This is a genomic window from Enterococcus sp. H57, from assembly GCF_003112495.1.
In the GTDB taxonomy this organism is placed as follows: Bacteria; Bacillota; Bacilli; order Lactobacillales; family Enterococcaceae; genus Enterococcus_B; species Enterococcus_B faecium.
Genome location: NZ_BEHC01000044.1, coordinates 50,663 through 73,437 on the forward strand (window position 1 = coordinate 50,663; position 22,775 = coordinate 73,437).

Below are 22,775 nucleotides of genomic sequence, written 5' to 3' on the forward strand. Positions count from 1 at the left end.
TTGTTTGCTTGATGTTTTTTGTGCCTATTTCGACTATACGGTATCTTTTTTTTATTGCCAGATGCGAAAATATGTTCCATAATAGAGAAGTCCGCAAAAATCAAGTAACGGAGGTCAGAAGATGAAGACGGTGATACTAGCTGAAAAACCTTCACAAGCAAAAGCCTATGCTGAAACCTTCCAACAGCGAAAGCGACATGAAGGGTATTATGAAATCAGCGATCCATTGTTTGCTGGTGAAGTAACCATCACTTATGGTTTTGGACATTTGGTAGATATGGTTGCTCCAGGAGCTTATGAAGAGCGTTGGGCAAAATGGTCGTTAGAAAATTTGCCTATTTTCCCAGAAACCTTCCGTTACGAAGTTCCAAGGGACAAACGTACACAATTTTCGATCGTAAAACGAGAGTTACAGTCAGCTGATACCATCATTATTGCAACAGATGGTGATCGAGAAGGTGAAGCCATCGCGTGGTCGATTATTCGACAAGCAAACGCATTTTCTAAGGAAAAGAACTATTTACGTTTGTGGATCAATTCTCTTGAAAAAGAAGCAATCTATGATGGTTTTAAGAATCTTCAACCTGGGAAGAACTATTTTCCAAAATATAAAGAAGCGCAAGCAAGGCAGAACGCTGATTGGCTGATTGGAATGAATGGAAGTCCATTATATAGCTTGCTACTTCAACGAAAAGGGATTGATGGCAGTTTTTCTCTTGGTCGTGTACAAACACCGACACTCTATATGATTTATCAGCTGCAAGAAGAAATCAAACACTTCAAAAAAGAAACGTACTTTGAAGGAGAAGGTTTAATTACGACAAACAAAGGGCAGTTTTCTGGAAAAATCGTACCAAAAAAAGCATTTAAAACCCAAGAAGAGTTAACGAAGGAAATAGAAAAACTTGGAGCGCATTTAGGTAAGCAAAACGGACGGATTCTTGAAGTTACGAAAAAGGAAAAGAGGTTGCATAGTCCACGTTTATTTTCGCTATCTAGTTTGCAGACAAAGATGAATCAGCTAATGAAAGCAAGTGCTAAAGCCACACTTGATGCTGCTCAAGGATTGTACGAAAGCAAGTTTCTAAGCTATCCAAGAACGGATTCCTTTTACATTACAGAAAATGAGCATCAGTATCTGGTTAAACATCTGCAAAATTATAAAAAATTTTTAGGAATAGAAGAAGTACAGACAACTGAGATCAAAGCAAAGAAACGATATGTCGATGCGAAAAAAGTTCAAGAACATCATGCAATTATTCCGACAAAGACGATTCCGACTCCTGCACGCTTTGCAAAGCTATCTAAATTACAGCAAGCAATCTATTTGCAAGTCTTACGTACCACTGTGGCTATGTTTGCTGCAGATTATATTTATGAAGAGACGACTGTCATGACAGGTGTACAGCAATTAAAGCTAAAAAGCATCGGAAAGATCCCATTACAGCAAGGTTGGCAGGAAATCTTGCGCATCAAGTCAAAAAAGAAAGAAGCACAGACTCTTCCTCCTATCGTAGAAAATGAAGAAGCAGAAGTAGAGCTGAAAAGTATGGAGAAAGAAACACAACCTCCGAAACCCTATACCGAAGGAACGTTGATCACAGCAATGAAAACTGCGGGAAAAACGCTGGATAATGATGAAGCGCAAGAAATCCTCAAAGAAGTAGAAGGAATAGGAACAGAAGCTACACGGGCCAATATCATTGAAAATCTAAAGCAGAAACATTACATCGAAGTCAATAAAAACGAAATAATCGTTACGCCAAAAGGAATCACTCTTTGTAAGGCAGTAGCTAATGAACCATTGCTGACAAGTGCAGAAATGACTGCACGCTGGGAAGGATACTTGAGAAAAATTGGTAACCAAGAAGGGACGCCATCTGTTTTTTTAGAGAACATCAAAAAATTCATCCTACATTTATTGACAGAAGTACCTAATCAAATCGATAAGGTAGATTTTTCAGATGAGATCAGCGGAACACGCCAGATAAAAGCGATGGAGAAGAAAAACGATCAATTAGGAAGATGTCCAAAATGTAAAAAAGGGACAGTCATGCTTTATCCTAAAATCGCTACATGCTTGAACCCGGAATGCGACTTCAAATTATGGCCAACAGTAGCTAAAAAGAAGCTGACTAAAACGAATCTTAGAGATTTGCTTTCAAAAGGAAAGACAAGTAAAGTTGTCAAAGGTTTTACTGGTAAAAAAGGGAAATTCGATGCAGTTTTAGTATTAAAAGAAGATATGACGATTGGTTTTTCTTTTCCTTGGATCGAAAACAGCGGAACAAAAGCAGTTGATGGAAACAAAGAAACATCAAGAAAAAATAATGAAAACGAAGTAGAGTAAATGAAACAGTGAAATAGCGGAATATTTATTCCGAAAAGTGAGAATATAAATACCAACAAAACTAAAAAATATCAGTGAATCAAGCAAAAATGTTGGGGTAGGCTGATTTTATATAGATAGCAAGGAGTTTTTTTATTTGAAAAAAGTGCATTCATTTTTAAATTATCTTATGGGAGCAATCACAATTGTGGCTGTGTACCAAGCATTTCTAAAGTATCCTGATTACGGGACGAAGTTGTTGTCATTGACGCACAATCAAACAGCATATTCACCAACGTTGATTTTATCGACTTTGACTGCAGGAGCTAAAAGCGCTACTTATTTTTTTCATAAAACGACAAGCATGCTAAAGCGAAAGAAACAGCGAAAACAATTGTTGATGGTGGTAGCGGCTATGATCATTATTTATTTTCTACCAGTTATTACACAAGTATTTCATCAATATTTTGGTTAAGAATACGAGAGTTTGTGACAAAAGTCATGTCACAAACTTTTTTTCTTTGTCATTTTTTCGTAAGAAAAAGCAAAATAAAAGTATATACATTGATTAAAAGTATATACTTGGATATAATGTACTTACTATAGAATGAGAATGGTATAGAGGGTGGCGAAATATGAAAAAAATGAAAAAGTATAAAATTAGAAAATCTGGCAATAGCGATGTAACAACTATCCCACCAGAAGTAAAAGAATTCATGGGTGTGCAGACAGGTGACGCAATCAGTTATGTTTTTCAATCTGATGGTTCTGTACGAATGATCAAAGCACAAGAAGAACCTGATATTGATTCATTAGTTGATTCGATCATGAATCAATATGAAGACGCGTTAAAAGATTTGGTTGATTTATGAGGTATCTTTCGACTAAAGAAATTATCAAAATCAACGCGAAAGTTATTTTACGTCACTCGCCAGGCGAAATGATCGGTGTAAAAGATGCCAATGCATTAGATATGGCTGTTAAACAGCCTTCACAAGCAGTATTTAATCAAGAACTCTATCCCGAAGTCTATGAAAAAGCGGCGATTTTAGCAATTAATTTAGCTAAAAAACATCCTTTTCATAATGGCAATAAACGAACTGCTCTTGTTGCCATGTTGTTGTTTCTTCAATTGAATAATTGTCCAGTTGCTTTTTCTCGTCAAGAAGCTGTTGATTTTATCATAATGATTACCACTAGTTCATTGGATTTCGATTCACTAAAGTCCAAGATAACCAATTATTTACGACAAACCGCAATAAAATGAACGAATTAAAAACTTTATTTCTCAATTAGATCAGCATGTCATGAAGGAATATGCTGATTTTTTTGTATGGTTAATCATACAAAATAGTTTTTTCATAAAAATATGGATTAATTTTGAAATAATTGATTTAAAAGGAATACAAAAGAGTGGATAGTAGGAAATAGTGGTTTAGAACTAGTGGACTGGTTTTTTATATATTTTAGTTTACATAATATATATTATACAAAGTAGATTCAAAAAATGATAAACCTCTCTCGAACGGTTTTTTATCAAAAATCGTCATTTTTCCATCAAAATCTGCTTATGCAAAATTATAAAAAAATTTTGCAGTTTTTCTTACTTTTTTTGTCGTTTAATTGAATGATAAAAACCAGTTTCTTTATTAAGTTAATCAAATATGAACGAATTAGATATGAATCATTGTATTTGCCGTTGCAGAAGGATTTTTTAATTAACCACAGATAAACATTGATAACGATTCGCTTATTGTAATCAACAGATTAAATTTCATATGTTCATATGTACGGATACATTTTTGGACTGATTAATTTTAACCATTCTGTTTATTTGCTTACCTATTAGATATCAATAAAAAACTGCTTAACAGCTATTTCAGCTGTTAAGCAGTTTTAGGATTTTTAGTTCATATTCATTGTTTCTTATAATACAGTGTTCAATACTTCTCTTAAAGCACTTGTTGATTTGCTGAACATTGCTTTTTCTTCTTCGTTGATTGATAATTCAACAACTTCACGAACACCATTTTCGTCAACGATTGATGGCACACCTGTAAAGATATCTTTTTCGTCGTATTCACCAGTTAAATAAGCAGATACAGGCAATACAGCTTGTTCGTTATTCAAGATAGCTTTTACGATACGTGCAGTACTCATACCAATACCATAGTAAGTTGCTTTTTTACGATCAATGATCTCATAAGCAGCATTACGGACTTTATCAGCAATCACATCTAATTCATCTTGGGCAATACGATGGTCTTTTTCTACAATTTCAAACACTGGTTTACCACCGACAGTTGTATGTGACCATGCAGCAACTTCTGAATCACCATGTTCACCTAAGATATAGCCGTGGACGCTGCGTGGGTCAACTTTTAATTTCAATGCGATTTCTTTACGGAAACGAGTTGTATCCAATGTTGTTCCAGTACCGATAACACGTGATGTTGGCAGACCAGATTCGTTCCAAGCGATATATGTCAAAATATCTACTGGGTTTGAAGCAACAACGATAATACCGTCGAATCCTGATCCCATGATTTCTTTTACGATTTGGCGCATGATTGACGCATTTGTTTTAACTAAATCTAAACGAGATTGACCAGGTTTTTGGTTGATACCAGCTGTGATAACAACGATATCAGCATCTTTACACTCTTCATAGCCACCTGACCATACAGCCACATTTTCATCGCCCCAAGCCATACCATCTAAAAGGTCCAATGCTTCCCCTTCTGCTTTTTCTTGATTCACATCGATCAATACTAATTCATTAGAGATTCCTTGGTTGATCATTGCATAAGCGATACTTGTTCCAACAAAACCTGTACCGACGATTACTACTTTACGACTTGTTTTTTTCATGAATAAACAGCTCCTTTTCATAACTATTTGTTACTTTCATGAAAAGTATAGTCTTGTTTATTCATTTTATCAACATGTTAATTATAATAGTTGTTATTATAATTTTTGATGGAAACGAATTCCTGAATACGCATAACAGATAAATGACAAATGTTTACACCTATATCCCCTGATAATACAACCAAAAGTTTAGAACTGAAAATAAATCCAAAAAAAATTCGCTGCAACGATATAATAAGACAGCAACCGCACCTAAAACAATTTTCCTTCATATGCTTTAGTGAAAGATTTTCTTCTTAATGTTTATTTCTCCATTCATTGGGAGTACATGTTGAATACTTCTTGAATAATTTGAATAAAGAAGTCGTTTGTTTATATCCGATACGATTAGCGATTTCTTCCAACGAAAAACTCGTTTCTTGAATCAGTTCCAACGCAAAGTCGAATTTTTTCTTTAGAACCAGTTCTTGAAAGGAAGCATCAAAATACATTTTCAATTTATTACTAAGATAGACCGGATTGTAGCCAAAATGAGCTGCTGTTTCTTTTAACGTACAAGAAGTAAAATGCTTATCGATATAATCTAATACTCTAAGCATCTCATTTTCTGCGCATCCATCTGCTGATGAAAAGCTTTGTTGTTCTAATAAATGAGTCAATTCGATCAGTAATAGTGATGTATAGAGATTTAACGAACGGAACTTATGACTGTATGTATCAAAATAAATCAACAGCATATTTTCAATCAAATGCGTCAAACGACTTGTTTTTCCGCCGCGAAAATGAATGAATTGTGTATGTTCCCCTTTTTCTTTTGATGCATTGATCAAAAAAGAAGAAAGTAGATTATTTGTGCTTGCCAAATGATTCAATATCTCTGTAGATAAGGTTTCTTCTTTTAATAAGATGTTGATTAAAATATCCTCTTGCCCTGTGTATTCGATTCTTTGAGTAGCTTCTTTATCAATGATCACCACGTCACTTTCTTCCATCTCTATCCTTTCTCCATTGATAATTTGTAAACATGTACCGCTATACATATAATTGATTTCAACAAAATCATGTGTATGCTCGGGAACTTCCGCATATCGACGGTGTTTACTGATATGAATATTTCCCTGTTGAAATAGATCTCCTCGGTGGATTTTTGGCGGTGTCTGAAGATGGTAAGCTAAGTTTAAATCATTGATATTCATTCCTTGTTCACGCTGCAGAGTTTCGATTGATTCTTCGTTACGCAAAAAAGTGTCTAATTCAGCTAGTTCCAATTGACTCCCTCCTTTTTGTAAGTGGTTTCTTTCGCTTATTAGTTTACGCTGTACTGCTATTATATGCAAAGCTATTTTTGGTTTCATAAAGACTTTCTATGGTTGGGACATGAACTTCCTGTGATTCCGCTATTGAGAGAATAACCACTTCATACTATATTTTTGATAAGCGCTTACAAAAATGAAAGGAACATGCTTATGAATAAAAAGATGATGAAATTTTCTCTGCTGTCAGTCTCTCTTATTCTGACTTCTGCTGGTGCAGTCACGTCTGCAATTCCCAGTATGTCAGCTACTTATGTCACGCGTTCTTTATCTGCTGTTGAATTATTAACGACTGCTCCCTCCTTTATGGTCACTATTTTTGTTTTGATTAGTAGTTTTATTGCTAGGAAAATCGGACAAAAACAAACTGTGATCATCGGATTAGTGATTGCATCGATTTGTGGTATCCTCCCCCTCTTCTCACAAAGTTACAGTATTGTCTTAGCTTCAAGAGCTGGACTAGGTATTGGCTTTGGATTGATCAATTCTTTGGCAGTCAGCATGATTGCTGCCTTTTATCACGGAGATGAACGAGCCTCTATGATTGGTTTTCAAAGTGCATTTCAAGGATTTGGTGCAGCTTTAATGACATTTGTTGCAGGACAGCTAGTACAGTTAGGTTGGCAATATACCTTTTTAATCTACGCCATCAGCTTACCTATTCTTGTCTTGTTTGTTTTGTTTGTTCCTACACCTGAAACAACTGAACTTCAATCACATGGCACAGCCCCAACAAGACAAGTTATCAAAACGAATCCTAAAATGATTAGTTATGGTATTTTTCTCTTGCTGGTCATCGTGGTATATAATGCTGTATCGATTAAATTAGCCACAGTCCTGACGACTTATTCTCTAGGAAACGAAACTAATGCAGCGAATATCTTAACAATCATGCAATTGGCAAGTATGGCTGCCGGAGTTTGTTTTGGCTGGCTTCAGACAAAAGCACATCGCTATATGCTTACACTTTCTTTACTACTGATGGGAATCGGCTTTGTATTGATTGCCACTGTGATAAACCTGTATGTGATTGGGTTTGGTGCGATCCTAACAGGAATTTCTTTTTCGTTATTCATTCCTTACTTATTCAACCAAGTAAGTATCCAAGCGCCTAAGCACGCGGAGAGTTTCAATACTTCAATCTTATTGGTTGGCGCTAATTTAGGTACTTTCATTGCACCATATGGTTTGCTCTTTCTCTCTTTTGCTTCTCTTGGGAGTAAAACACTTGCTGTTTTCGTCAATGGCAGTATCTTGCTGTTGATTAGCGCGCTTATTAGCCTTCTAGTAGTACACAGGACGAATAGAAAGACAGTGATAAGAGTAGATGAAGAAATAAAAGAACAATTGACAACAAAATAAATTTGATGGAGGTCGTGTAAAATGACAAATGAAAAACATAAAGATAGATGGCTTTGGTATCCTGGAGACTTTGAGATCCGCCATGGACTGCTACAAAATTTCCAACGGGAAGAACGAGGTTTTGACTGGCCAGCGTACTGGTACATGGATGATTGCCATCGGAACGTCAAGTTTAAGAGATATTACTTTCTTGATCAACCTTCCATGTTTAAAGTGACGATCCAAGGAGTTGGGTATGTAGAAATTAATGGACAAAAACATCCATGTGGAAAATGGCTGACTTGTCCAGCTGGTAAAGCAAAAATTCGTATCTTTGTAGGACATACATCAGGGCTACCAGCAATGTTTATCGAGGGAGACGAAGTAAAATCAGATATTGGCTGGACAGCAAGTAATTTTATTGAAGAATATCCAGCTGGCTGGAGTCCGCTTTATGTCGATATCGCAAAAGACCCAAATCAAATCTATTATCAAAAAGAATGCGTCCATCCAGTCACTGAAACGGAGACTGGCGGAGGAATCTTATTCGATTTTGGGCGAGCAGTGAATGGCTGTGTAGAACTAATATCTCTGGATGACCACATCGAATCTATCACTCTATGTTATGGAGAGTCCGATGTAGAAGCTATGGATATCGATTATTGCTACTATAAGCAAATAGGAATGACAAGAAAAATGAAAGCTCGTAAACGCGCTTTTCACTATTTGTTTATACCAGAGGTTTCTACTGGAATGGTTCAACTTCAAGTTTTTCATGAATTTTTATCTCTTTCGAAACAAGCTGCTTTTTCAAGCGATTCTTCTTTACTGAATCAGATCTGGTCAGTATCAGAAGAAACCTTCAAGTTATGTAGTGATTTGTTTTTTATCGACGGTATCAAACGAGATCGCTGGATTTGGTCTGGAGATGCGTATCAATCATTCATGATCAATCAATATCTTTTTTTTGACGAGGAAATCAATAAACGAACGATATTAGCATTAAGAGGACAAAATGAAATCAAGCAGCATATGAATACTATCGTTGACTATTCGATCTTGTGGTTGATTGGTATCGAAAACCACTATATGATGACGAAAGACTATGAATTTTTACGCATCGTCTACCCTAAGATGCAATCATTAATGAGATACTTGATGGAGCAAACGAATGAATTAGGGTTTATTTATGGGAGAGCAAAAGATTGGATATTTATTGATTGGTCTGAAATGGATAAAGAAGGAACGCTTGCTGCAGAACAAGTCTTATTACTGAAAGCCTATCATTCCATGATCACTTGCGGAGATATCTTAGCTGAAACATATGGAGAGAACGAAAATTATCATACTCATCTCTATCAAGAAAAATATCAACTATTGAAACAAAACCTATTTGACTACTTTTGGGATGAAGAACTTGGCGCTTTTATCGATTGCTATGAATCTGGGAGAAGAAATGTGACGCGTCATGCGAATATTTTCGCTGTTTTATTCGATTTTGCTAACAAAGACCAACAGCAATCGATCTTAAAGAATGTCTTATTGAATGACACTATCACACAGATTACTACTCCATATTTCAAATTCTATGAACAAGATGCTTTATGCAAACTCGGACAGACGAATATCGTCTACCAAACGATTCTTGATTATTGGGGAGGGATGTTATCTCATGATGCGGTAACTTTCTGGGAAGAATACGACCCTACTCAAACAGGAAATGAAAAGTACAGTATGTATGGAGATCCTTATGGAAAAAGCTTATGCCATGCATGGGGAGCAAGCCCAATCTATCTTTTAGGACGCTATTTTATCGGTTTGTATCCAACAAAGCCAGGTTATGAAGAATTTATGATACAACCTAATCTAGATTCATTTGAAACACTGAATTGTACGCTACCTATCAAAGATGGAAAGATTTCGCTTGAAAAAACAAAAGATAAGATCGTGATTACTTCTGATAGAACAGGCGGAACAGTGAAAATGAATGGTAAAAGTTATCCTCTTCTAGCAAAACAGCCACTTGTCTTAACAAGCTATTCAAAAATAAATGCATAAAACAAAAAACTGCTTGCGACATATCAGAAGACTTTAAATCTTCTTCTGATATTGTCCAAGCAATTTTTATTTTGAAGTTTACTTAATTCTGTTCTTTAGAAACAATGTTTGTTCTTTTTCCGGCAAAAAGAAAGCTAGATAATACGACAAGTAAAAAGAAAGCGATGATTCCAACTGTCAAGGCCATTTGACCGTATTCTCCTAGTTTCCCAAGTACAAGTCCTGGTACTAGATAATCAGTATCGGCAAATGTAGAAGAAGCGATTTTAAGATCTCCTAATACTGGAAGGATAAATAATGGCAGCCAACTAATCAATAAGCTATTGAAAGCAGAACCTAATACCGCCCCTCTTCTACCGCCAGTCGAGTTGCCGAAGACACCAGAAGCAGCTCCGCAGAAGAAATGTCCTACTACCCCAGGAATGATAACTGTAGTTTGCAAGCCTATCATAGCAAACATGGATAGTGTTCCTACAAAGAAGCTAACAAAAAAGCCAATTAATACAGCATTAGGTGCATATGGAAAAACGATAGGAACATCTAATGCTGGTTTAGAATCGGGTACGAGTTTTTTAGCAATCCCTTGGAATGCTGGAACGATTTCTGCCAATACCATTCGAACCCCTTGAAGGACGATAACAAACCCAGCTGTGAATGTTCCAGCTTGGATCAGTGCAAAGATTACAGCGTTGTCTCCATTGCTTAGTTCTCTTTCAACAAATCCAGGACCAGCTAACAAAGCAAGTGCGACATATACGATTGACATCAAGAGCATGATCGATACAGTAGAATCTCGCAAAAAGCTGAAACTTTTAGGAATCTTTATGTCCTCTGTAGAACGGTCTTTGTTTCCAAAAAACTTTCCGATCCATCCACTAGAAGCATAACCGATATTTCCGGTATGCCCTAACGCAACTTGATTGTTTCCAGTGATGTTCTTCATAAACGGTTGACAAAGAGCAGGCGTAATAGTTAATAGTGTTCCTTCGAAGACCCCGCCTAATAAGATCATCCACAAATTTGCAGTAAACCCCGCGCTTACTAAAATGACTGCTGTTAGACAAGAAACATAAAGCATTGCTTGACCTGTAAGAAAAATGAATTTATATCTTGTGAACCGAGCAAGTAAAATATTCACGATCATCCCTACTAGCATGATCAAAGCAGTAGGTGTACCGTATTGTTGCAAAGCAATCGCCACTACTGCTTCATTGCTAGGAACTACTCCTTGAGTATGCAGAGCTGTTTGGAACATCGAAGCAAAAGGGGTTAGTGAATTACTGATTAGACCAGCACCGCCGATCAGTACTAGGAATCCGACAAATGTTTTGATAGTTCCTTGGATCACTTCTGAAAATTTCTTCTTCTGAAGAACGAGACCAAGCAGTGCAATCAAAGAAACGAGGATGGAGGGCTGACTGACGATTGACACAAACAAATTCAACAATTTATCCATTGATAGTTCCTCCCTTGAATTATTTTTATTCTTTTGACAAGATCTTCGTTACTTTTTCTTTTACTTCTTCGCTGTCAATGATCGATTGCAAAGGTACGAGCTTTTCATCAGGTATAGAAGTTAGCGTATCTTTCAAAGAATGCTCAATGAAGAAATAATCAGCCATATCGCTAGATACACTTCCAACATCCGTATGACTTACTTCAAACTCGTCCACATCTGCTCCAAGATCTGCAAGTGCTTGTTTGATGTTCATCTCTACCATAAAACTTGTTCCTAATCCACTTTGACATACTGCAAAAATTTTCATATCATTCGTCTCCTTTTCTTATGATCGCTAATATTTCTTCTTTTGTTGATGCGTGTAATAAATCTTGAAGATTTTGTTTATTAGAAAGTAGCTTTGTTAAATTTGCCAACGCCCGAAGATGCGCCTCATTATCGATAGCAGCTAAACAGATAAACAAACTAATGGGATGGGCAGGATCATCAAGCAGATCCACAGGTTGTTGAAGTTTCAGAAAAGACATCCCTACTTCATTTACGCCATCTTCTGGACGAGCATGAGGTAATGCAATGTGGTCGCCAATATGGATAAACGCACCATACTGCTCCACGCGCTCGATCATAGCTTTGATATAACTTTCTTCTATTTTATTTTCTGATAATAGCGGCTGTGCGGCAAATGTGATTGCTTCTTGCCAGTTTTTTGGTTGATCCGATAATTGGATCATTTCTTCTGTTAATAATTCAGATAGCATAGGACGTTGATCCTCCTTCTTTTCTAAAAGTTTGTTCATTTTACGATTTAATACTTGATAGAGCTTTTCTTCGTCTACGCCTTCTTTTAATTCGATATAAGGCAGTAGCGCCGACAACAATTCTTGGGCAGAAGGCATTGAAAATCCTGGTATCAGCCAATCTCTTTGTACTTGATTGATCAGCTGATTTTTTTCCAAGTCAGTCATGATTGGATGCAGAACATAGAGAGACTTTTTCTTATCAGTAAGTGTGAGAGGTACAGTAGAAAAAATAATATCGTAAGAAGTTTCGTCAACCTCGTGTAAGCGGTCAGCTGAATTAGTCTCTGTAAAAAAGATCATCGGGAATAATTGCTGAAGTTCACTTTTTAAGATCAATGAAGAGCTAATGCCACTTGGACAGACGATCACGGCTCTTATTTTTCTATTTCTTTCTTCTGCGTCCGCTTTTCTGATCTCTCCGCCAAATAGTATAGTGAAAAAACCAATCTCTTCTTCAGGGATGCTCTTTCCTATTCGTCTTTCTAACGGAAGTAATGCTTTTCTTGTCATTTCGTAGATGGAAGCATATTGATGCTTAATTTGATCGATCATCACATTAGGTAAATAAAAAGAATAGGAAATACGAAAATAGGCAGGGACCAAGTGATAAAAGACATTCATCAATAATTCACGAAACGAATCAAATTCTACGGCCATCAGGAATTCCATGCGATGGATGACTTCTGAAGAACATTCCAGCAAAAAATCAAGTGCAGGCTCCTGGACATCTCCTTCAACGATCGATGCTAAGCAAAGAGAGAAAAATATAATCTCCGAATTTTGATGTTCGGAATAGCCAAGGCCAGTCAATACTTGTCGACTAATGTCAGTGACTGCAAGAGAAGCCAACAGTTCAGCATCTTTTACCAGTTCCATGGATGTTTTTCCAATTCGAATGGTTGTCAAACTCAAATAATAAGCTAATTCATCCATTCGATTTGGTGCGAATCGAAGATCTGATAGTGAAATCGTTTTATCTAGCAAATCTCTAACTTTGGCGTAATAATCAATGGAAAGGGTTGCGGTTAAATACGTGAGCCCAAATCTTCCAGCAAGTGACTGCATCAAACGAGCAGTGCGATTTTTTGCTTCTCTTCTTAATATTGCTTCTGACCCTAGCAGCCTAAAACCAGTTTTCCTAGTATACGACAGCTGACAATCTTCCACTTCTAATTCATTTCTTATCTTTTTGATATCTGACAGGACTGTCCCTTTAGAAACCTGAAGAAAATCTTGAAAATGAAAAACAGAAACAGACGTTGCAGTCGAATAAACCATCAAATAAAGAAGATCTCTTCGCTCTTGTTCGGTATACACAGCTTCAAATCGAGTAATATCCAAAAATTTTTCTGCCCAGTCGATTGCTCGGAATTTCTTTATACGGATATGGGTATCATCCACATATTCGGCAAAAGGAGTTAATTGTTTGATCGCCTCGCTTGTATTTACTTCGATGATCTCTGCTGCTTTTTCTAGACTGATTTCTCTTGGTGTTTTCAGGAGATAACTAATTTTGTAGTTCACAGCGCTGTTCACCTCCTACTTATATTCTAGTATGGTAGCGCTTTTAAATCGAGGGGTGTTTGGTACAACTTACAGTTGGATTTTTTTTACGAATGTACCGAACGACTTCTATCGAATGGATACAGAAAAAAAGCAGGTGACCAAATGTCTCCTGCTTTTATGAATTGATTTCGTCCGATCAATGATGATCATGTTTATTTTTTGAGGTCAGTTCTTCAAATTTTTCTTTGACATCTTCAACCGCTTTTTCGATATCTTTTTCAAAGTGATTGGGCTCATTAGGCTTTGTTTCCTCTTCTACAGAATTTGAACCAGATAAAGCTGTTTCTTTATTTTCTGTTTCACCAGAGTTTGTGCCAGCTAATGATTCTTCTTTGTCTTCTGTTTCACCAGAATTAGTTCCTGCTAAAGCCACTTCTTCTTCTGTTTTAGGGGCCATTGAACCTCTTAATCGTTTGTGTTTTTCACCGTCATAATTTGTCATGTTGGTTCCTCCTAGTAGTTCTATACTTTTTCATCGTACAATAAGACAGTTTATGCGTCAAAAAACAAACCCGATTCTTACAAATATGTCATATTTTTCCTTCTGATTCTTGAATGCTTTTGATTCCTTCTTCCAAAATTTTCATTTGTAAGATTGTTTCTTCATCTTTGATGACTTTTTCTGCGCCATTAACTAATGTCTCGTAAATCCCTTCGTAGACACGGCTGTAATCACCAACCTCGGAAATTACTTTTTCTTCATGATAACTCCCTTGTTCATCTATATAGGTCAATACACCATAATGTTCGGGCAAATCGATACCAAAGTCTTCATGATCAGGCATGTAAAACATTTTCAGATGTTCTTCTTGTCGATCTTTTGTTTGTTTCACGAACATCCCTTTTTTTCCGTAAACGACGAAACTTGGACGTTCTTTGATGCGGAAATAACTGGATTTTATCGAAATTTTCATATTTCCATAGAAAAAATCCAGATCGAAGTAATCATTCATTCGTCCTTTCCCTAAAAGTTGACGTACATCATAGCTGATATCATCTGGTTCGCCGAAATAAGAAAGAACTTGATCTACTGTATGACAAGCATGTCCATATAAATAGCTGTTCGTAGTAGAAAATTCATGCGTATTTTCTGGTACTTCCGGTCTGAAATAATCATAATGCATTTCTACTTCTAAAATATCCCCTAATTTTCCGCTTTTGATTACTTTTTGGACTGTCAAGAAGTCAGAATCGAACCGTCTGTTTTGGTAACATTGGATAAATAGCCCTTTTTCTTTTGCTAATGCAAATAACTCTTCTGCTTCCTTTGACGTTTCTGCAAAAGGTTTCTCTACTAGTATATTCTTACCATGTTCGAGTGCCATTTTTCCATATTCATAATGAAATTGACTAGGTGTAGTGATGACAACTAATTGGATCTCAGGATCATCCCAAAGATCAGACAGCTGATCAGTATATTCGATGTCTTCGAATGTTTTCCACACTGGTTCAGATGGGGAAAAAATTTTTTTGATATTGATTTTGTTCGTAAGTTTTCTTGAAAAAGGCAAATGATAGCGATTTGTACTCTTTCCATTGCCAAGATAAGCGATTGTAAGCATGAGTGGTGCCTCCTTTTATTGATGTTTTCAGTATATCCTAGAAAAGCGCAGAAAGTATTTATAATAGCTATTCTGGTAAAAAAGTTCAGAAAAACACTTGTTATTATTCGGTTTGATGAAATTAATGTTCAAAGTAAGGATAAAAATCAAAAAGATAGTAGCGGAACCAAGTGTTTATCAGTAAGATAGAATTTGGAGGTCAGATCATGCTTATTGAAGAAAAACTAACAAAACAAGAGTTGTTTACCACGACAGAGAAACGGATTGCCGATTACATCCGTAGGAATATCGAAGCTGCAGTCTACATGACGATTGAAGAATTAGCAAAAGCTACGTATACTTCCCATTCAGCTATCATTCGTTTATGCAAAAAAAATGGGATTCAGCGGATTTAAAGAATTCCGTTTCGAGTTAGGGTGGGAAGTTCATCAATTGATTGCTCAGTTCAATCAAACGATTGATCCTAATTTTCCTTTTTCAAGTGAAGATAGCACTCAGCAAATTGCAAAGAAAATGGCGGATTTATCGATCCAGTCAATAAAAAAAGCACAATTGCAGATTGAACATGAAGATTTAGATCAAATCGGTAAAGTATTGAACAAGGCACAGCGAATCTTTCTTTTTGCAAAAGGTGATTCTCAAATCACGGCAAGGAAATTCCAGAATAAAATGGTCAAGTTGAATAAGTTTTTGATCATGGCCGAAGAATACAGTGATTCTTCTTGGAATGCAGCCAATTTGATTAGCGAGGATTGCGCCATTTTTATTAGCTACAGCGGTCGCATCCATCATTATGAACGAATAATGACCTATTTGAAGCATGTAGAGGCCCCTACCTTGCTGATTACCGGAAATCAGCATTCAGAAATGGCCAAACAGGCTGATATGTGTCTTGTTATATCGCAGGAGGAATATGATTTTGCTAAAGTAGCAACTTTCTCCTCTCAAATTGCCTTCGATTACGTATTAAATACGTTATTCTCAGTGATATATTCTCAAAATTTTGAAGAGAATATCCGCAACTTGAAAAACAAACAAGAATTGATGCAAAAAGGCCTTCTTAAAGAATATCGGAAAACTTAAGAAAAGATCCTCATTTAGTAATGAGGAAGATAGTGTTTGATAGGCTCTCTTTGATATCATCATAAAAACAGGCTGAAGTTTTCTTTTTCAAACTTCAGCCTGTTTGTTTACGGAACGATTCGAATAGATATATTATAGAAATGAGGAATAGCTAACTTCTGTTTCTTATTTTGAACGATTGACGAAAAAGATATATAAGAAGGAGGAAAATCAGTATACATGCAGCTAACAATCCATACAGGAAAAATCGTTTGTTCTCGGATACTTTCTGTACTTCTTTTTGAACTTCTTTTGCATGATAAGGAACCCGGTGCCCTCTGACAAGTAAGCGATGACTGTTGACCATATAAGGTGTACAAGTTAGGAGTGTCACGAAATCCTGCCCTTTTTCGATTCTCAGATCTTTTGTATCAGTCGGTTCTACCGTCTTGATCTGATCGACTTGATAAGCGAGTGTCCGTCCATTGATTTCGATATAGAAAGAATCACCTAAAGTCAGTTTCGGTAAGTCTGTGAACAACTTTGCTTGAGGCAGTCCTCGATGGCTGGAAATAACGGCATGTGTATTTTCTCCCCCCGTAGGATAAGACGTTCCTTCCAATAATACGGAAGACGCACGCTGCCATTTCCAATCGAAAAAAAGAAGATCAAAGAAATTATGGTCAAGAATAATTGTCAGTTGAATTTGTTTCAGGAAGAAAGCCCATATGAGCAATCTTTCTTTATTATGTATTTTGTTGTGCATCTCATGAGAGAATCCCAAGGAACTCCATTTGAATGGAAAGCTGGAGACTCTTATGTACAGTTGATAAATATCGATAAAAAAGACTTCTTAATCTTGAAAAATCTCTTAGGAAAATTGAAGTACAGCAGCTATATAAAAGTAGTGAACTATTTTGTCAATACGATTTTTTCAGAATTTTCGGAGAAAGAAAAAAATGAAATCAGTGAGCAGATACGAAAAAATATGTCCTACTGTTCGTTTTCATCCTCTGATTGCAAAGAAAAAAACGAAGAATATGTTGTTCAATTATTAACGCAAATTTATTTTTTCTCCCGTATTTTCCCATACGATACGACTCATTTGACGATCTGTGCAACTTACTTTGCACAGCAGATGCAACACCGCCAGATACGTCTATATGCTGGATTTCGTGCAGAACTTCAATTTTATTCCACTCTACTGAATCAGAATCTGATTTATTATTTATCTAGCTATATCTTTTGGATGCTTATCGGTAATCCTGAAATTCACCATTATACTTCTGATAAAAAAATACTGATCATCAGTGACTTAAGTCTTCGACATAGTCAATATATTGAAGAATATATCAGTGATATTCTTGCTGTGCATAAAATTCACTCTGAGACAACTGCTATTACTGAAGATCAGCTGTCGAAATACAATCTTCTCGAGTATGATCTGATCGTTACGAATCAACCCATTTTGAATGCCCATGTTCCTCATATATTGATTGATGATAATGTGTCATTCGCAAATGAAGAAGAACTCATCCGCTTATTCGAGTTATGAATAATCAAAAAACAGCTATGTATAAACCACCCTGATAAAAATTTCAGGACAAATACACATAGCTGTTTCTTTTTATTGTATTCCTTCAGCAATCCAACGAGATTTATAGCGAAAGTCTTTTAACAACTCTTCTTTTGTCCAATTATTTGCAATGAGATCCGTCAATGTGTTCATTACGAGGGACATGGAAAAGTATAGGAAACTAACTGCTTCTTCCGACGATTGAATGGAGAAATGATTGATTCTTAATAATTCCAGCCATTTTTTGTTCATTGGAGAATCAGCCGATAGTTCTCTACGTTTGGTTGTCTGCTGATCATTTCGCTGGGTTAACAAGTATAACCTTTGCCAATAGATACTTTCGTGATCTAAGTCGCAGCACCACTCTAAATATTTTTCGATCCCCAAAAAGAAATGTTGTTTGTTTTCGCTAATGAATTTTAAGATATCTTGATGGACTATGTGAGAACTGCTTTTGATCGTATACAAATAGGCATCTTCCAAATCTTGAAAATATTTATAAAAAGCACCGCGCGACATCCCTATCTTGTCAACGATCTCTGAGACTTTGACTTGGCTGATGTGCTGTGAGCAAAATATCTCCAGTAATAGGTCATCGATTCTCTGTTTCTTTGCGTTCGATAAATTGAAAAAAGTTTCTTTTGGCATCCACATCTCTCCTTTATCTCTGATTATACGTGGATAGCCCTTCATTGTCATGAAGGATTCATTCCTTCTTTTTCTCTTCTTCTGTCAAGTACCCATCTTCCATTCGATAAACGCGATCACTCCATTGAATCATACGGACATCATGAGTAACCATAATAGTCGCTTTTTGTTTCTCATGAGCTTCTTTAACTAGTAATTTGACGACTTCATATGCATGATCTGTATCCAAACTAGCTGTTGGTTCGTCTGCTAAGATCAAGCTTGGCTCATTATATAAAGCGCGAGCAATTGCCACTCTCTGTCTTTCTCCACCAGAAAGGTCTTTAGGATAACTATTTTTAAGTGACTGGATATCTAAAGATTGCAGCAAGGAATCGATTTTTGTTGAATCTTCTTTTTTTGAAGTAACTTGGTCAACTAGTTCAAATTGTTCCTTTACCGTTAAAAAAGGAATCAAATTAGAGCTTTGGAGAATAAATCCAATTTCTTTAAAGCGTAAATCTGCTCGTTTTTTTTCTGGAAGCTCAGTTAGAGAGTGACCGTTGATCACTATTTCTCCGGAAGTCGGTGTTTGCAATCCTCCTGAAATGGTAAGGAAAGTACTTTTACCTGAACCAGAAGGACCAATGATGCTGACGAATTCTCCTTCCTTTACATAAAAATCAATTGCTTTCAAAGCTGAGACCTTTGTATGACCAGAACCAAATGTTTTGGTAACTTTTTTCATCGTTAATATTTTTTTCATTTTTATTAACCTCCTATTGCTGTAATTGGGTCTACTTTGGTTATCGTACGTATCGAAAACAATCCGCCTAGCATTGCAACAATGATCAAAATCCCACTATATAGCAACCATTGTGACCAAAAAACAGCAAAAGGCATCGCGCTTGGTAAAATCAGACTAGTCAAATAAGCAAACAAAAGAGCAAGCAGAACGCCTACCACCCCAACAATAAAGGACTGTGCTACTAAAGATTTAGCGATGAAGAAATTTTTGATCCCTTGTGCTTTCATTACTCCAAAAATAGCAGTCTTCTGAAGTGTCATCACGTACATGAAAATACCGACCACAGCAGCAACCACTAAGAACAAAAAGTATATCATCGCATTTAAGGTCATATTTTGGGCAGAATAGCCAGGAATACTTTCAATGAATGTCCCAATAGTTAATAACTGTAGACCCTTCGATGCTTTTTCTTTCGAAATTTTAGCTGAATCCTTTATTACGATCCCATTGATCGGCTGTTCTTCTTCAGAAGCAAACGGCTGTTGTCCATACTTCAAAGCAGTCCACGTATCTAGGGACGCATAGATGACGGGAGAAACTGTGTAATAAGTTTCAGGAAAGATACCGACAATCGTCAAAGGATCGTCGTAACTGCCAATTTTGATCGTATCTCCAATTTTATAGCCTGAATCAGCCAGATTTTGAGAGATGATGATTTCATTCTTTGTTTTAAGTTCATGCCCTTTCGTGAGTTTTGGTAATAAAAATGCTTCTTTCGTTGTGCCGAAAACTGTAACATTTTCTTTGTTTTTTCCTTTGATTGCTCCGCTGTACAATCCGATTGGTGCTTTCTCTCCTTCTTCAATGTATTTCAGATCTCCTCTTGTTAATTGTGAAGCTGCAAATACTTGATTTGCATCCTCCGATAAAACAATCTCTTGTGCGTCCCAATCATCGATTGCTTTTTTAAACTCTTCTGAAAGTCCATTCGCTAGTCCTGACAACATGAATACGACATACGCAATCAAGAACATAATACCGACGATCAAGCCATATCGTAATTTAGAATAGCGAATTTCTTTGATAGCTAGAAACATTTGTTTTTCCTCCCTATGATAGATTGATAGTGACAAAATGTCACTCGTTGAATAGTGTAACTCCAAAGTGACATTTTGTCACTTATGTTGTTTTTTTTCTTATCAATAAATTGTCTAAGACATCTTTCGATAAAACCTTAACATGAGTCATAAAAAATTTATTTAAGCCTTATTTATGCTTTCCATGATAAACTAAAGTGACCAAATCAATGAGGTGGGAAAATGATTAAACTATTAGTAGTAGAAGACGATAAAGTATTATCCAATAATATAAAAGAAATACTCGCTGCAATCGGCGAGATAACACAAGTTTATGATGGTAGTGAAGGACTGTTCGAGTTGGAAAGTGGAGTTTATGATCTTGCAATCTTGGATTTGATGATGCCGGAAATGAATGGATATGAAGTGTTAGCAAAAATACGGAAAGAAAAAATACAGACTCCAGTATTGATTTTGACTGCAAAAGATAGTTTGGAAGATAAGATTGAAGGATTTGAACGAGGTGCAGATGATTATCTAACAAAACCTTTCTATCGAGAAGAACTGATCATGCGCGTGAAAGCATTATTGAAACGCTCGCTAGGTCTCTTTGATGAAAATGTTCTGAAGTATAAGGATATCAGTTGTGATTTAAAAAGCAATGAAGTCTTGTATAAAGAACAAGTTTTGCCCATACAAGGAAAAGAGTTTGAATTGCTCGTTTATTTTTTACAAAATAAGGGAATCATTTTGACAAAAGAGCAGATATTTGACCGGATCTGGGGATTTGATTCTGATACGACGATTACAGTTATTGAAGTTTATATGAGCAACTTACGAAAACATCTGCGAAGTACTGGATTGGATAAAGAAATCAAAACCTTACGTAATGTCGGTTATATACTGCAAAGGGTGTGATGCAATGAATGGAGATATTACACGAAAGCAACGTAGTCGCTTTTTTGCGACAAATGTAGCAGCATTTGCTTTTATCTTTTTTCTTTTGGGATTCATTACTTTACAGATATTAAACCAATCTGCATACAGAGAAACAGATCTGTCATTAGAGAAAATAAATTTTGATTCTCGAACAGTACAATTAGAGATACAAAGATATCAGCAAGGCGATCCCTTTTTAAACCCGACTCAAACGGAACAAAACAGAACAAACATGGAACAGCCATTAATGGAACCATCAAATGACCGTTTTAACACTCAAGTGATCTTGTGGTCTAAAAATGGTGAGATATTGAATAAAGCAGCTATTGGTGGGCGTTTCAACCAAATCAAAGAATTAAAAATGGATACGAAAAATCTGAATACCATCCAAAATATTGAATTAAATGAAGACAGTGGCTCATCTGCCCTCTCTTTCCGTTCGATTACGAAAAAAGCGGAGACGAATCAAGATGGCGTTGCCTACATCCAAATTTTAGAAAATACAAATCAAATCAAGAATTCATTAGCGACTTTTCGCACGATTATGATTTTGTGTATGATTGTTTTTTGGATTCTCTCTATTGGTATCAGTTATTACTTGTCTAGTCTAAGCATGCGCCCTATTATTCTTTCTTGGAGAAGACAAAAAGAATTTGTTGAGAATGCTTCTCATGAATTGCGCACACCGTTAACGATTATTCAAAATAGTTTGGAACATCTTTTTACCAAGCCTAATCATACTATTATTGAAGAATCCGAAAGCATCGCTCAAGCATTGTCAGAGACGAGGCGCCTCACTGGATTGACTTCGGATTTGCTGACAATCGCTCGGAATGATTCTGATCAGCAGCTGCTTTCAAAGCAAATGATCAATACACAAGAATATATCGAACAACTTGTTAAACCATTTCAAGAGATGGCCACCATAGATGGAAAAGAGTTTATTCTCCATAACGATGCAACATTAGAAGTACCAATTGACGAAAAAAAAATCCATCAAGTTTTGGTTATTTTGCTGGATAATGCATTAAAATATACGAATCCAGAAGATAAGATCATTTTGGACTCATCTGTTAACCATAAAGAATGGCTGATTCACGTAAAGAATACTGGCCCTTCTATCAGTGAAGAAGATCAAGCAAGGATTTTTGATCGATTTTATCGGGAAGATCAATCTAGGGCGAAAGAGACTGGCGGATACGGGCTTGGCTTGGCAATTGCAAAACAGGTAATCGAACAGCATCATGGACAAATTTCTGTATCCAATTATCTTCCACAAGGAGTCGATTTTAAAGTCCAATTGCCGTTGAAGCCTAAAAAATAATGCTTATCCCTAAAAAAGGGCTGTGACAAATGTACCGACCCCCAAAAGTTAGACCAAAAAATCTAACTTTTGGAGGTCGGTATTTTTTATGGCTAAGTATACTTTTGAACTTAAATTAAAGATC

General features: G+C 36.2%; 19 protein-coding genes and 2 pseudogenes. 10 read left to right on the forward strand and 11 right to left on the reverse strand.

Annotated features, from left to right (window positions below; genetic code table 11):
- Positions 1-121: 121 nt before the first annotated feature.
- The 4 genes from topB to DIZ30_RS09550 all read left to right on the forward strand — a co-directional run bounded on the left by topB (position 122) and on the right by DIZ30_RS09550 (position 3,596).
- The gene (topB, locus tag DIZ30_RS09535; protein WP_109023194.1) at positions 122-2,350 is read left to right on the forward strand and encodes a type IA DNA topoisomerase; all 2,229 of its coding nucleotides are present in this window, start codon (positions 122-124) and stop codon (positions 2,348-2,350) included.
- 169 nt (positions 2,351-2,519) lie between these two features.
- Complete coding sequence (locus tag DIZ30_RS09540; protein ID WP_002317704.1) at positions 2,520-2,804, forward strand: hypothetical protein; 285 nt, start codon at positions 2,520-2,522, stop codon at positions 2,802-2,804.
- Between the two features lie 160 nt (positions 2,805-2,964).
- A complete protein-coding gene (locus DIZ30_RS09545; RefSeq protein WP_002289715.1) occupies positions 2,965-3,201 on the forward strand; it encodes an AbrB family transcriptional regulator in 237 nt (78 codons plus the stop codon).
- On the forward strand, positions 3,198-3,596 hold the full coding sequence (locus tag DIZ30_RS09550) for a type II toxin-antitoxin system death-on-curing family toxin (protein WP_002306744.1): 399 nt from the start codon (positions 3,198-3,200) through the stop codon (positions 3,594-3,596). The genes DIZ30_RS09545 and DIZ30_RS09550 overlap by 4 nt, the downstream gene beginning before the upstream one ends.
- A gap of 659 nt (positions 3,597-4,255) precedes the next feature.
- Here DIZ30_RS09550 and DIZ30_RS09555 read toward each other — a convergent pair.
- Together DIZ30_RS09555 and DIZ30_RS09560 are read right to left on the reverse strand one after the other, a co-directional pair.
- Positions 4,256-5,200: an L-lactate dehydrogenase gene (locus tag DIZ30_RS09555; RefSeq protein WP_002289717.1), complete on the reverse strand. Its 945-nt coding sequence runs from the start codon at positions 5,198-5,200 to the stop codon at positions 4,256-4,258.
- 296 nt (positions 5,201-5,496) lie between these two features.
- Complete coding sequence (locus tag DIZ30_RS09560; protein WP_025479171.1) at positions 5,497-6,441, reverse strand: AraC family transcriptional regulator; 945 nt, start codon at positions 6,439-6,441, stop codon at positions 5,497-5,499.
- A gap of 192 nt (positions 6,442-6,633) precedes the next feature.
- Here DIZ30_RS09560 and DIZ30_RS09565 point away from each other — a divergent pair, with 192 nt between their 5' ends.
- Together DIZ30_RS09565 and DIZ30_RS09570 are read left to right on the forward strand one after the other, a co-directional pair.
- Positions 6,634-7,875: an MFS transporter gene (locus DIZ30_RS09565; protein ID WP_256624758.1), complete on the forward strand. Its 1,242-nt coding sequence runs from the start codon at positions 6,634-6,636 to the stop codon at positions 7,873-7,875.
- A 21-nt stretch (positions 7,876-7,896) separates the two neighbouring features.
- Positions 7,897-9,912, forward strand: a complete 2,016-nt coding sequence (locus DIZ30_RS09570) for a family 78 glycoside hydrolase catalytic domain (RefSeq protein ID WP_109023195.1) — start codon at positions 7,897-7,899, stop codon at positions 9,910-9,912.
- Between the two features lie 82 nt (positions 9,913-9,994).
- Here DIZ30_RS09570 and DIZ30_RS09575 read toward each other — a convergent pair whose 3' ends face one another.
- The 5 genes from DIZ30_RS09575 to DIZ30_RS09595 form a co-directional block, all read right to left on the reverse strand.
- Complete coding sequence (locus DIZ30_RS09575) at positions 9,995-11,368, reverse strand: PTS ascorbate transporter subunit IIC (RefSeq protein WP_002306740.1); 1,374 nt, start codon at positions 11,366-11,368, stop codon at positions 9,995-9,997.
- Between the two features lie 25 nt (positions 11,369-11,393).
- On the reverse strand, positions 11,394-11,678 hold the full coding sequence (locus DIZ30_RS09580; protein WP_002286047.1) for a PTS sugar transporter subunit IIB: 285 nt from the start codon (positions 11,676-11,678) through the stop codon (positions 11,394-11,396).
- Between the two features lies 1 nt (position 11,679).
- On the reverse strand, positions 11,680-13,695 hold the full coding sequence (locus DIZ30_RS09585; RefSeq protein WP_109023196.1) for a PTS sugar transporter subunit IIA: 2,016 nt from the start codon (positions 13,693-13,695) through the stop codon (positions 11,680-11,682).
- A 178-nt stretch (positions 13,696-13,873) separates the two neighbouring features.
- The gene (locus DIZ30_RS09590; RefSeq protein WP_002286049.1) at positions 13,874-14,179 is read right to left on the reverse strand and encodes a hypothetical protein; all 306 of its coding nucleotides are present in this window, start codon (positions 14,177-14,179) and stop codon (positions 13,874-13,876) included.
- Positions 14,180-14,267: 88 nt separating this feature from the next.
- Positions 14,268-15,299 carry a Gfo/Idh/MocA family oxidoreductase gene (locus DIZ30_RS09595; RefSeq protein WP_002324094.1) on the reverse strand — a complete coding sequence of 344 codons (1,032 nt, stop codon included), beginning with the start codon at positions 15,297-15,299 and terminating at the stop codon, positions 14,268-14,270.
- A gap of 206 nt (positions 15,300-15,505) precedes the next feature.
- On the opposite strand from DIZ30_RS09595, the pseudogene DIZ30_RS09600 reads away from it, so the two are divergent.
- A pseudogene (locus DIZ30_RS09600) lies at positions 15,506-16,382 on the forward strand (MurR/RpiR family transcriptional regulator).
- Positions 16,383-16,533: 151 nt separating this feature from the next.
- Here DIZ30_RS09600 and DIZ30_RS09605 read toward each other — a convergent pair.
- Positions 16,534-16,986: pseudogene (locus DIZ30_RS09605) on the reverse strand (class C sortase); the annotation flags it as partial.
- Between the two features lie 144 nt (positions 16,987-17,130).
- Here DIZ30_RS09605 and DIZ30_RS09610 point away from each other — a divergent pair.
- Positions 17,131-17,916, forward strand: coding sequence for a hypothetical protein (locus tag DIZ30_RS09610; RefSeq protein WP_002324091.1), 786 nt, complete (start codon positions 17,131-17,133; stop codon positions 17,914-17,916).
- A gap of 72 nt (positions 17,917-17,988) precedes the next feature.
- On the opposite strand, the gene DIZ30_RS09615 is transcribed toward DIZ30_RS09610, so the two are convergent.
- From DIZ30_RS09615 to DIZ30_RS09625, 3 genes are read right to left on the reverse strand one after another with little or no spacing between them, the layout of a single operon-like run.
- Positions 17,989-18,636 carry a TetR/AcrR family transcriptional regulator gene (locus tag DIZ30_RS09615; protein ID WP_002324090.1) on the reverse strand — a complete coding sequence of 216 codons (648 nt, stop codon included), beginning with the start codon at positions 18,634-18,636 and terminating at the stop codon, positions 17,989-17,991.
- Positions 18,637-18,643: 7 nt separating this feature from the next.
- A complete protein-coding gene (locus DIZ30_RS09620; protein ID WP_002286060.1) occupies positions 18,644-19,330 on the reverse strand; it encodes an ABC transporter ATP-binding protein in 687 nt (228 codons plus the stop codon).
- A gap of 5 nt (positions 19,331-19,335) precedes the next feature.
- Positions 19,336-20,409 carry an ABC transporter permease gene (locus DIZ30_RS09625; RefSeq protein ID WP_002300612.1) on the reverse strand — a complete coding sequence of 358 codons (1,074 nt, stop codon included), beginning with the start codon at positions 20,407-20,409 and terminating at the stop codon, positions 19,336-19,338.
- Positions 20,410-20,631: 222 nt separating this feature from the next.
- Between DIZ30_RS09625 and DIZ30_RS09630 the strand changes: the two genes are divergently transcribed.
- Both DIZ30_RS09630 and DIZ30_RS09635 read left to right on the forward strand, forming a co-directional pair.
- Entirely contained in the window at positions 20,632-21,306 is a 675-nt protein-coding gene (locus DIZ30_RS09630; RefSeq protein WP_002286063.1) for a response regulator transcription factor, read from the forward strand.
- A 4-nt stretch (positions 21,307-21,310) separates the two neighbouring features.
- Entirely contained in the window at positions 21,311-22,651 is a 1,341-nt protein-coding gene (locus tag DIZ30_RS09635; RefSeq protein ID WP_002297809.1) for a cell wall metabolism sensor histidine kinase WalK, read from the forward strand.
- Positions 22,652-22,775 lie beyond the last annotated feature (124 nt).

Coding starts and splice junctions, on each gene's coding strand:
- DIZ30_RS09630 (WP_002286063.1), top strand. CDS start 20,632: ATGATTAAACTATTAGTAGTAGAAGACGATAAAGTATTATCCAATAAT.
- DIZ30_RS09575 (WP_002306740.1), bottom strand. CDS start 11,368: ATGGATAAATTGTTGAATTTGTTTGTGTCAATCGTCAGTCAGCCCTCC.
- DIZ30_RS09550 (WP_002306744.1), top strand. CDS start 3,198: ATGAGGTATCTTTCGACTAAAGAAATTATCAAAATCAACGCGAAAGTT.
- DIZ30_RS09595 (WP_002324094.1), bottom strand. CDS start 15,299: ATGCTTACAATCGCTTATCTTGGCAATGGAAAGAGTACAAATCGCTAT.
- DIZ30_RS09545 (WP_002289715.1), top strand. CDS start 2,965: ATGAAAAAAATGAAAAAGTATAAAATTAGAAAATCTGGCAATAGCGAT.
- DIZ30_RS09570 (WP_109023195.1), top strand. CDS start 7,897: ATGACAAATGAAAAACATAAAGATAGATGGCTTTGGTATCCTGGAGAC.
- DIZ30_RS09580 (WP_002286047.1), bottom strand. CDS start 11,678: ATGAAAATTTTTGCAGTATGTCAAAGTGGATTAGGAACAAGTTTTATG.
- DIZ30_RS09590 (WP_002286049.1), bottom strand. CDS start 14,179: ATGACAAATTATGACGGTGAAAAACACAAACGATTAAGAGGTTCAATG.
- DIZ30_RS09635 (WP_002297809.1), top strand. CDS start 21,311: ATGAATGGAGATATTACACGAAAGCAACGTAGTCGCTTTTTTGCGACA.
- topB (WP_109023194.1), top strand. CDS start 122: ATGAAGACGGTGATACTAGCTGAAAAACCTTCACAAGCAAAAGCCTAT.
- DIZ30_RS09615 (WP_002324090.1), bottom strand. CDS start 18,636: ATGACAATGAAGGGCTATCCACGTATAATCAGAGATAAAGGAGAGATG.
- DIZ30_RS09625 (WP_002300612.1), bottom strand. CDS start 20,409: ATGTTTCTAGCTATCAAAGAAATTCGCTATTCTAAATTACGATATGGC.
- DIZ30_RS09540 (WP_002317704.1), top strand. CDS start 2,520: ATGGGAGCAATCACAATTGTGGCTGTGTACCAAGCATTTCTAAAGTAT.
- DIZ30_RS09620 (WP_002286060.1), bottom strand. CDS start 19,330: ATGAAAAAAATATTAACGATGAAAAAAGTTACCAAAACATTTGGTTCT.
- DIZ30_RS09555 (WP_002289717.1), bottom strand. CDS start 5,200: ATGAAAAAAACAAGTCGTAAAGTAGTAATCGTCGGTACAGGTTTTGTT.
- DIZ30_RS09610 (WP_002324091.1), top strand. CDS start 17,131: ATGAGAGAATCCCAAGGAACTCCATTTGAATGGAAAGCTGGAGACTCT.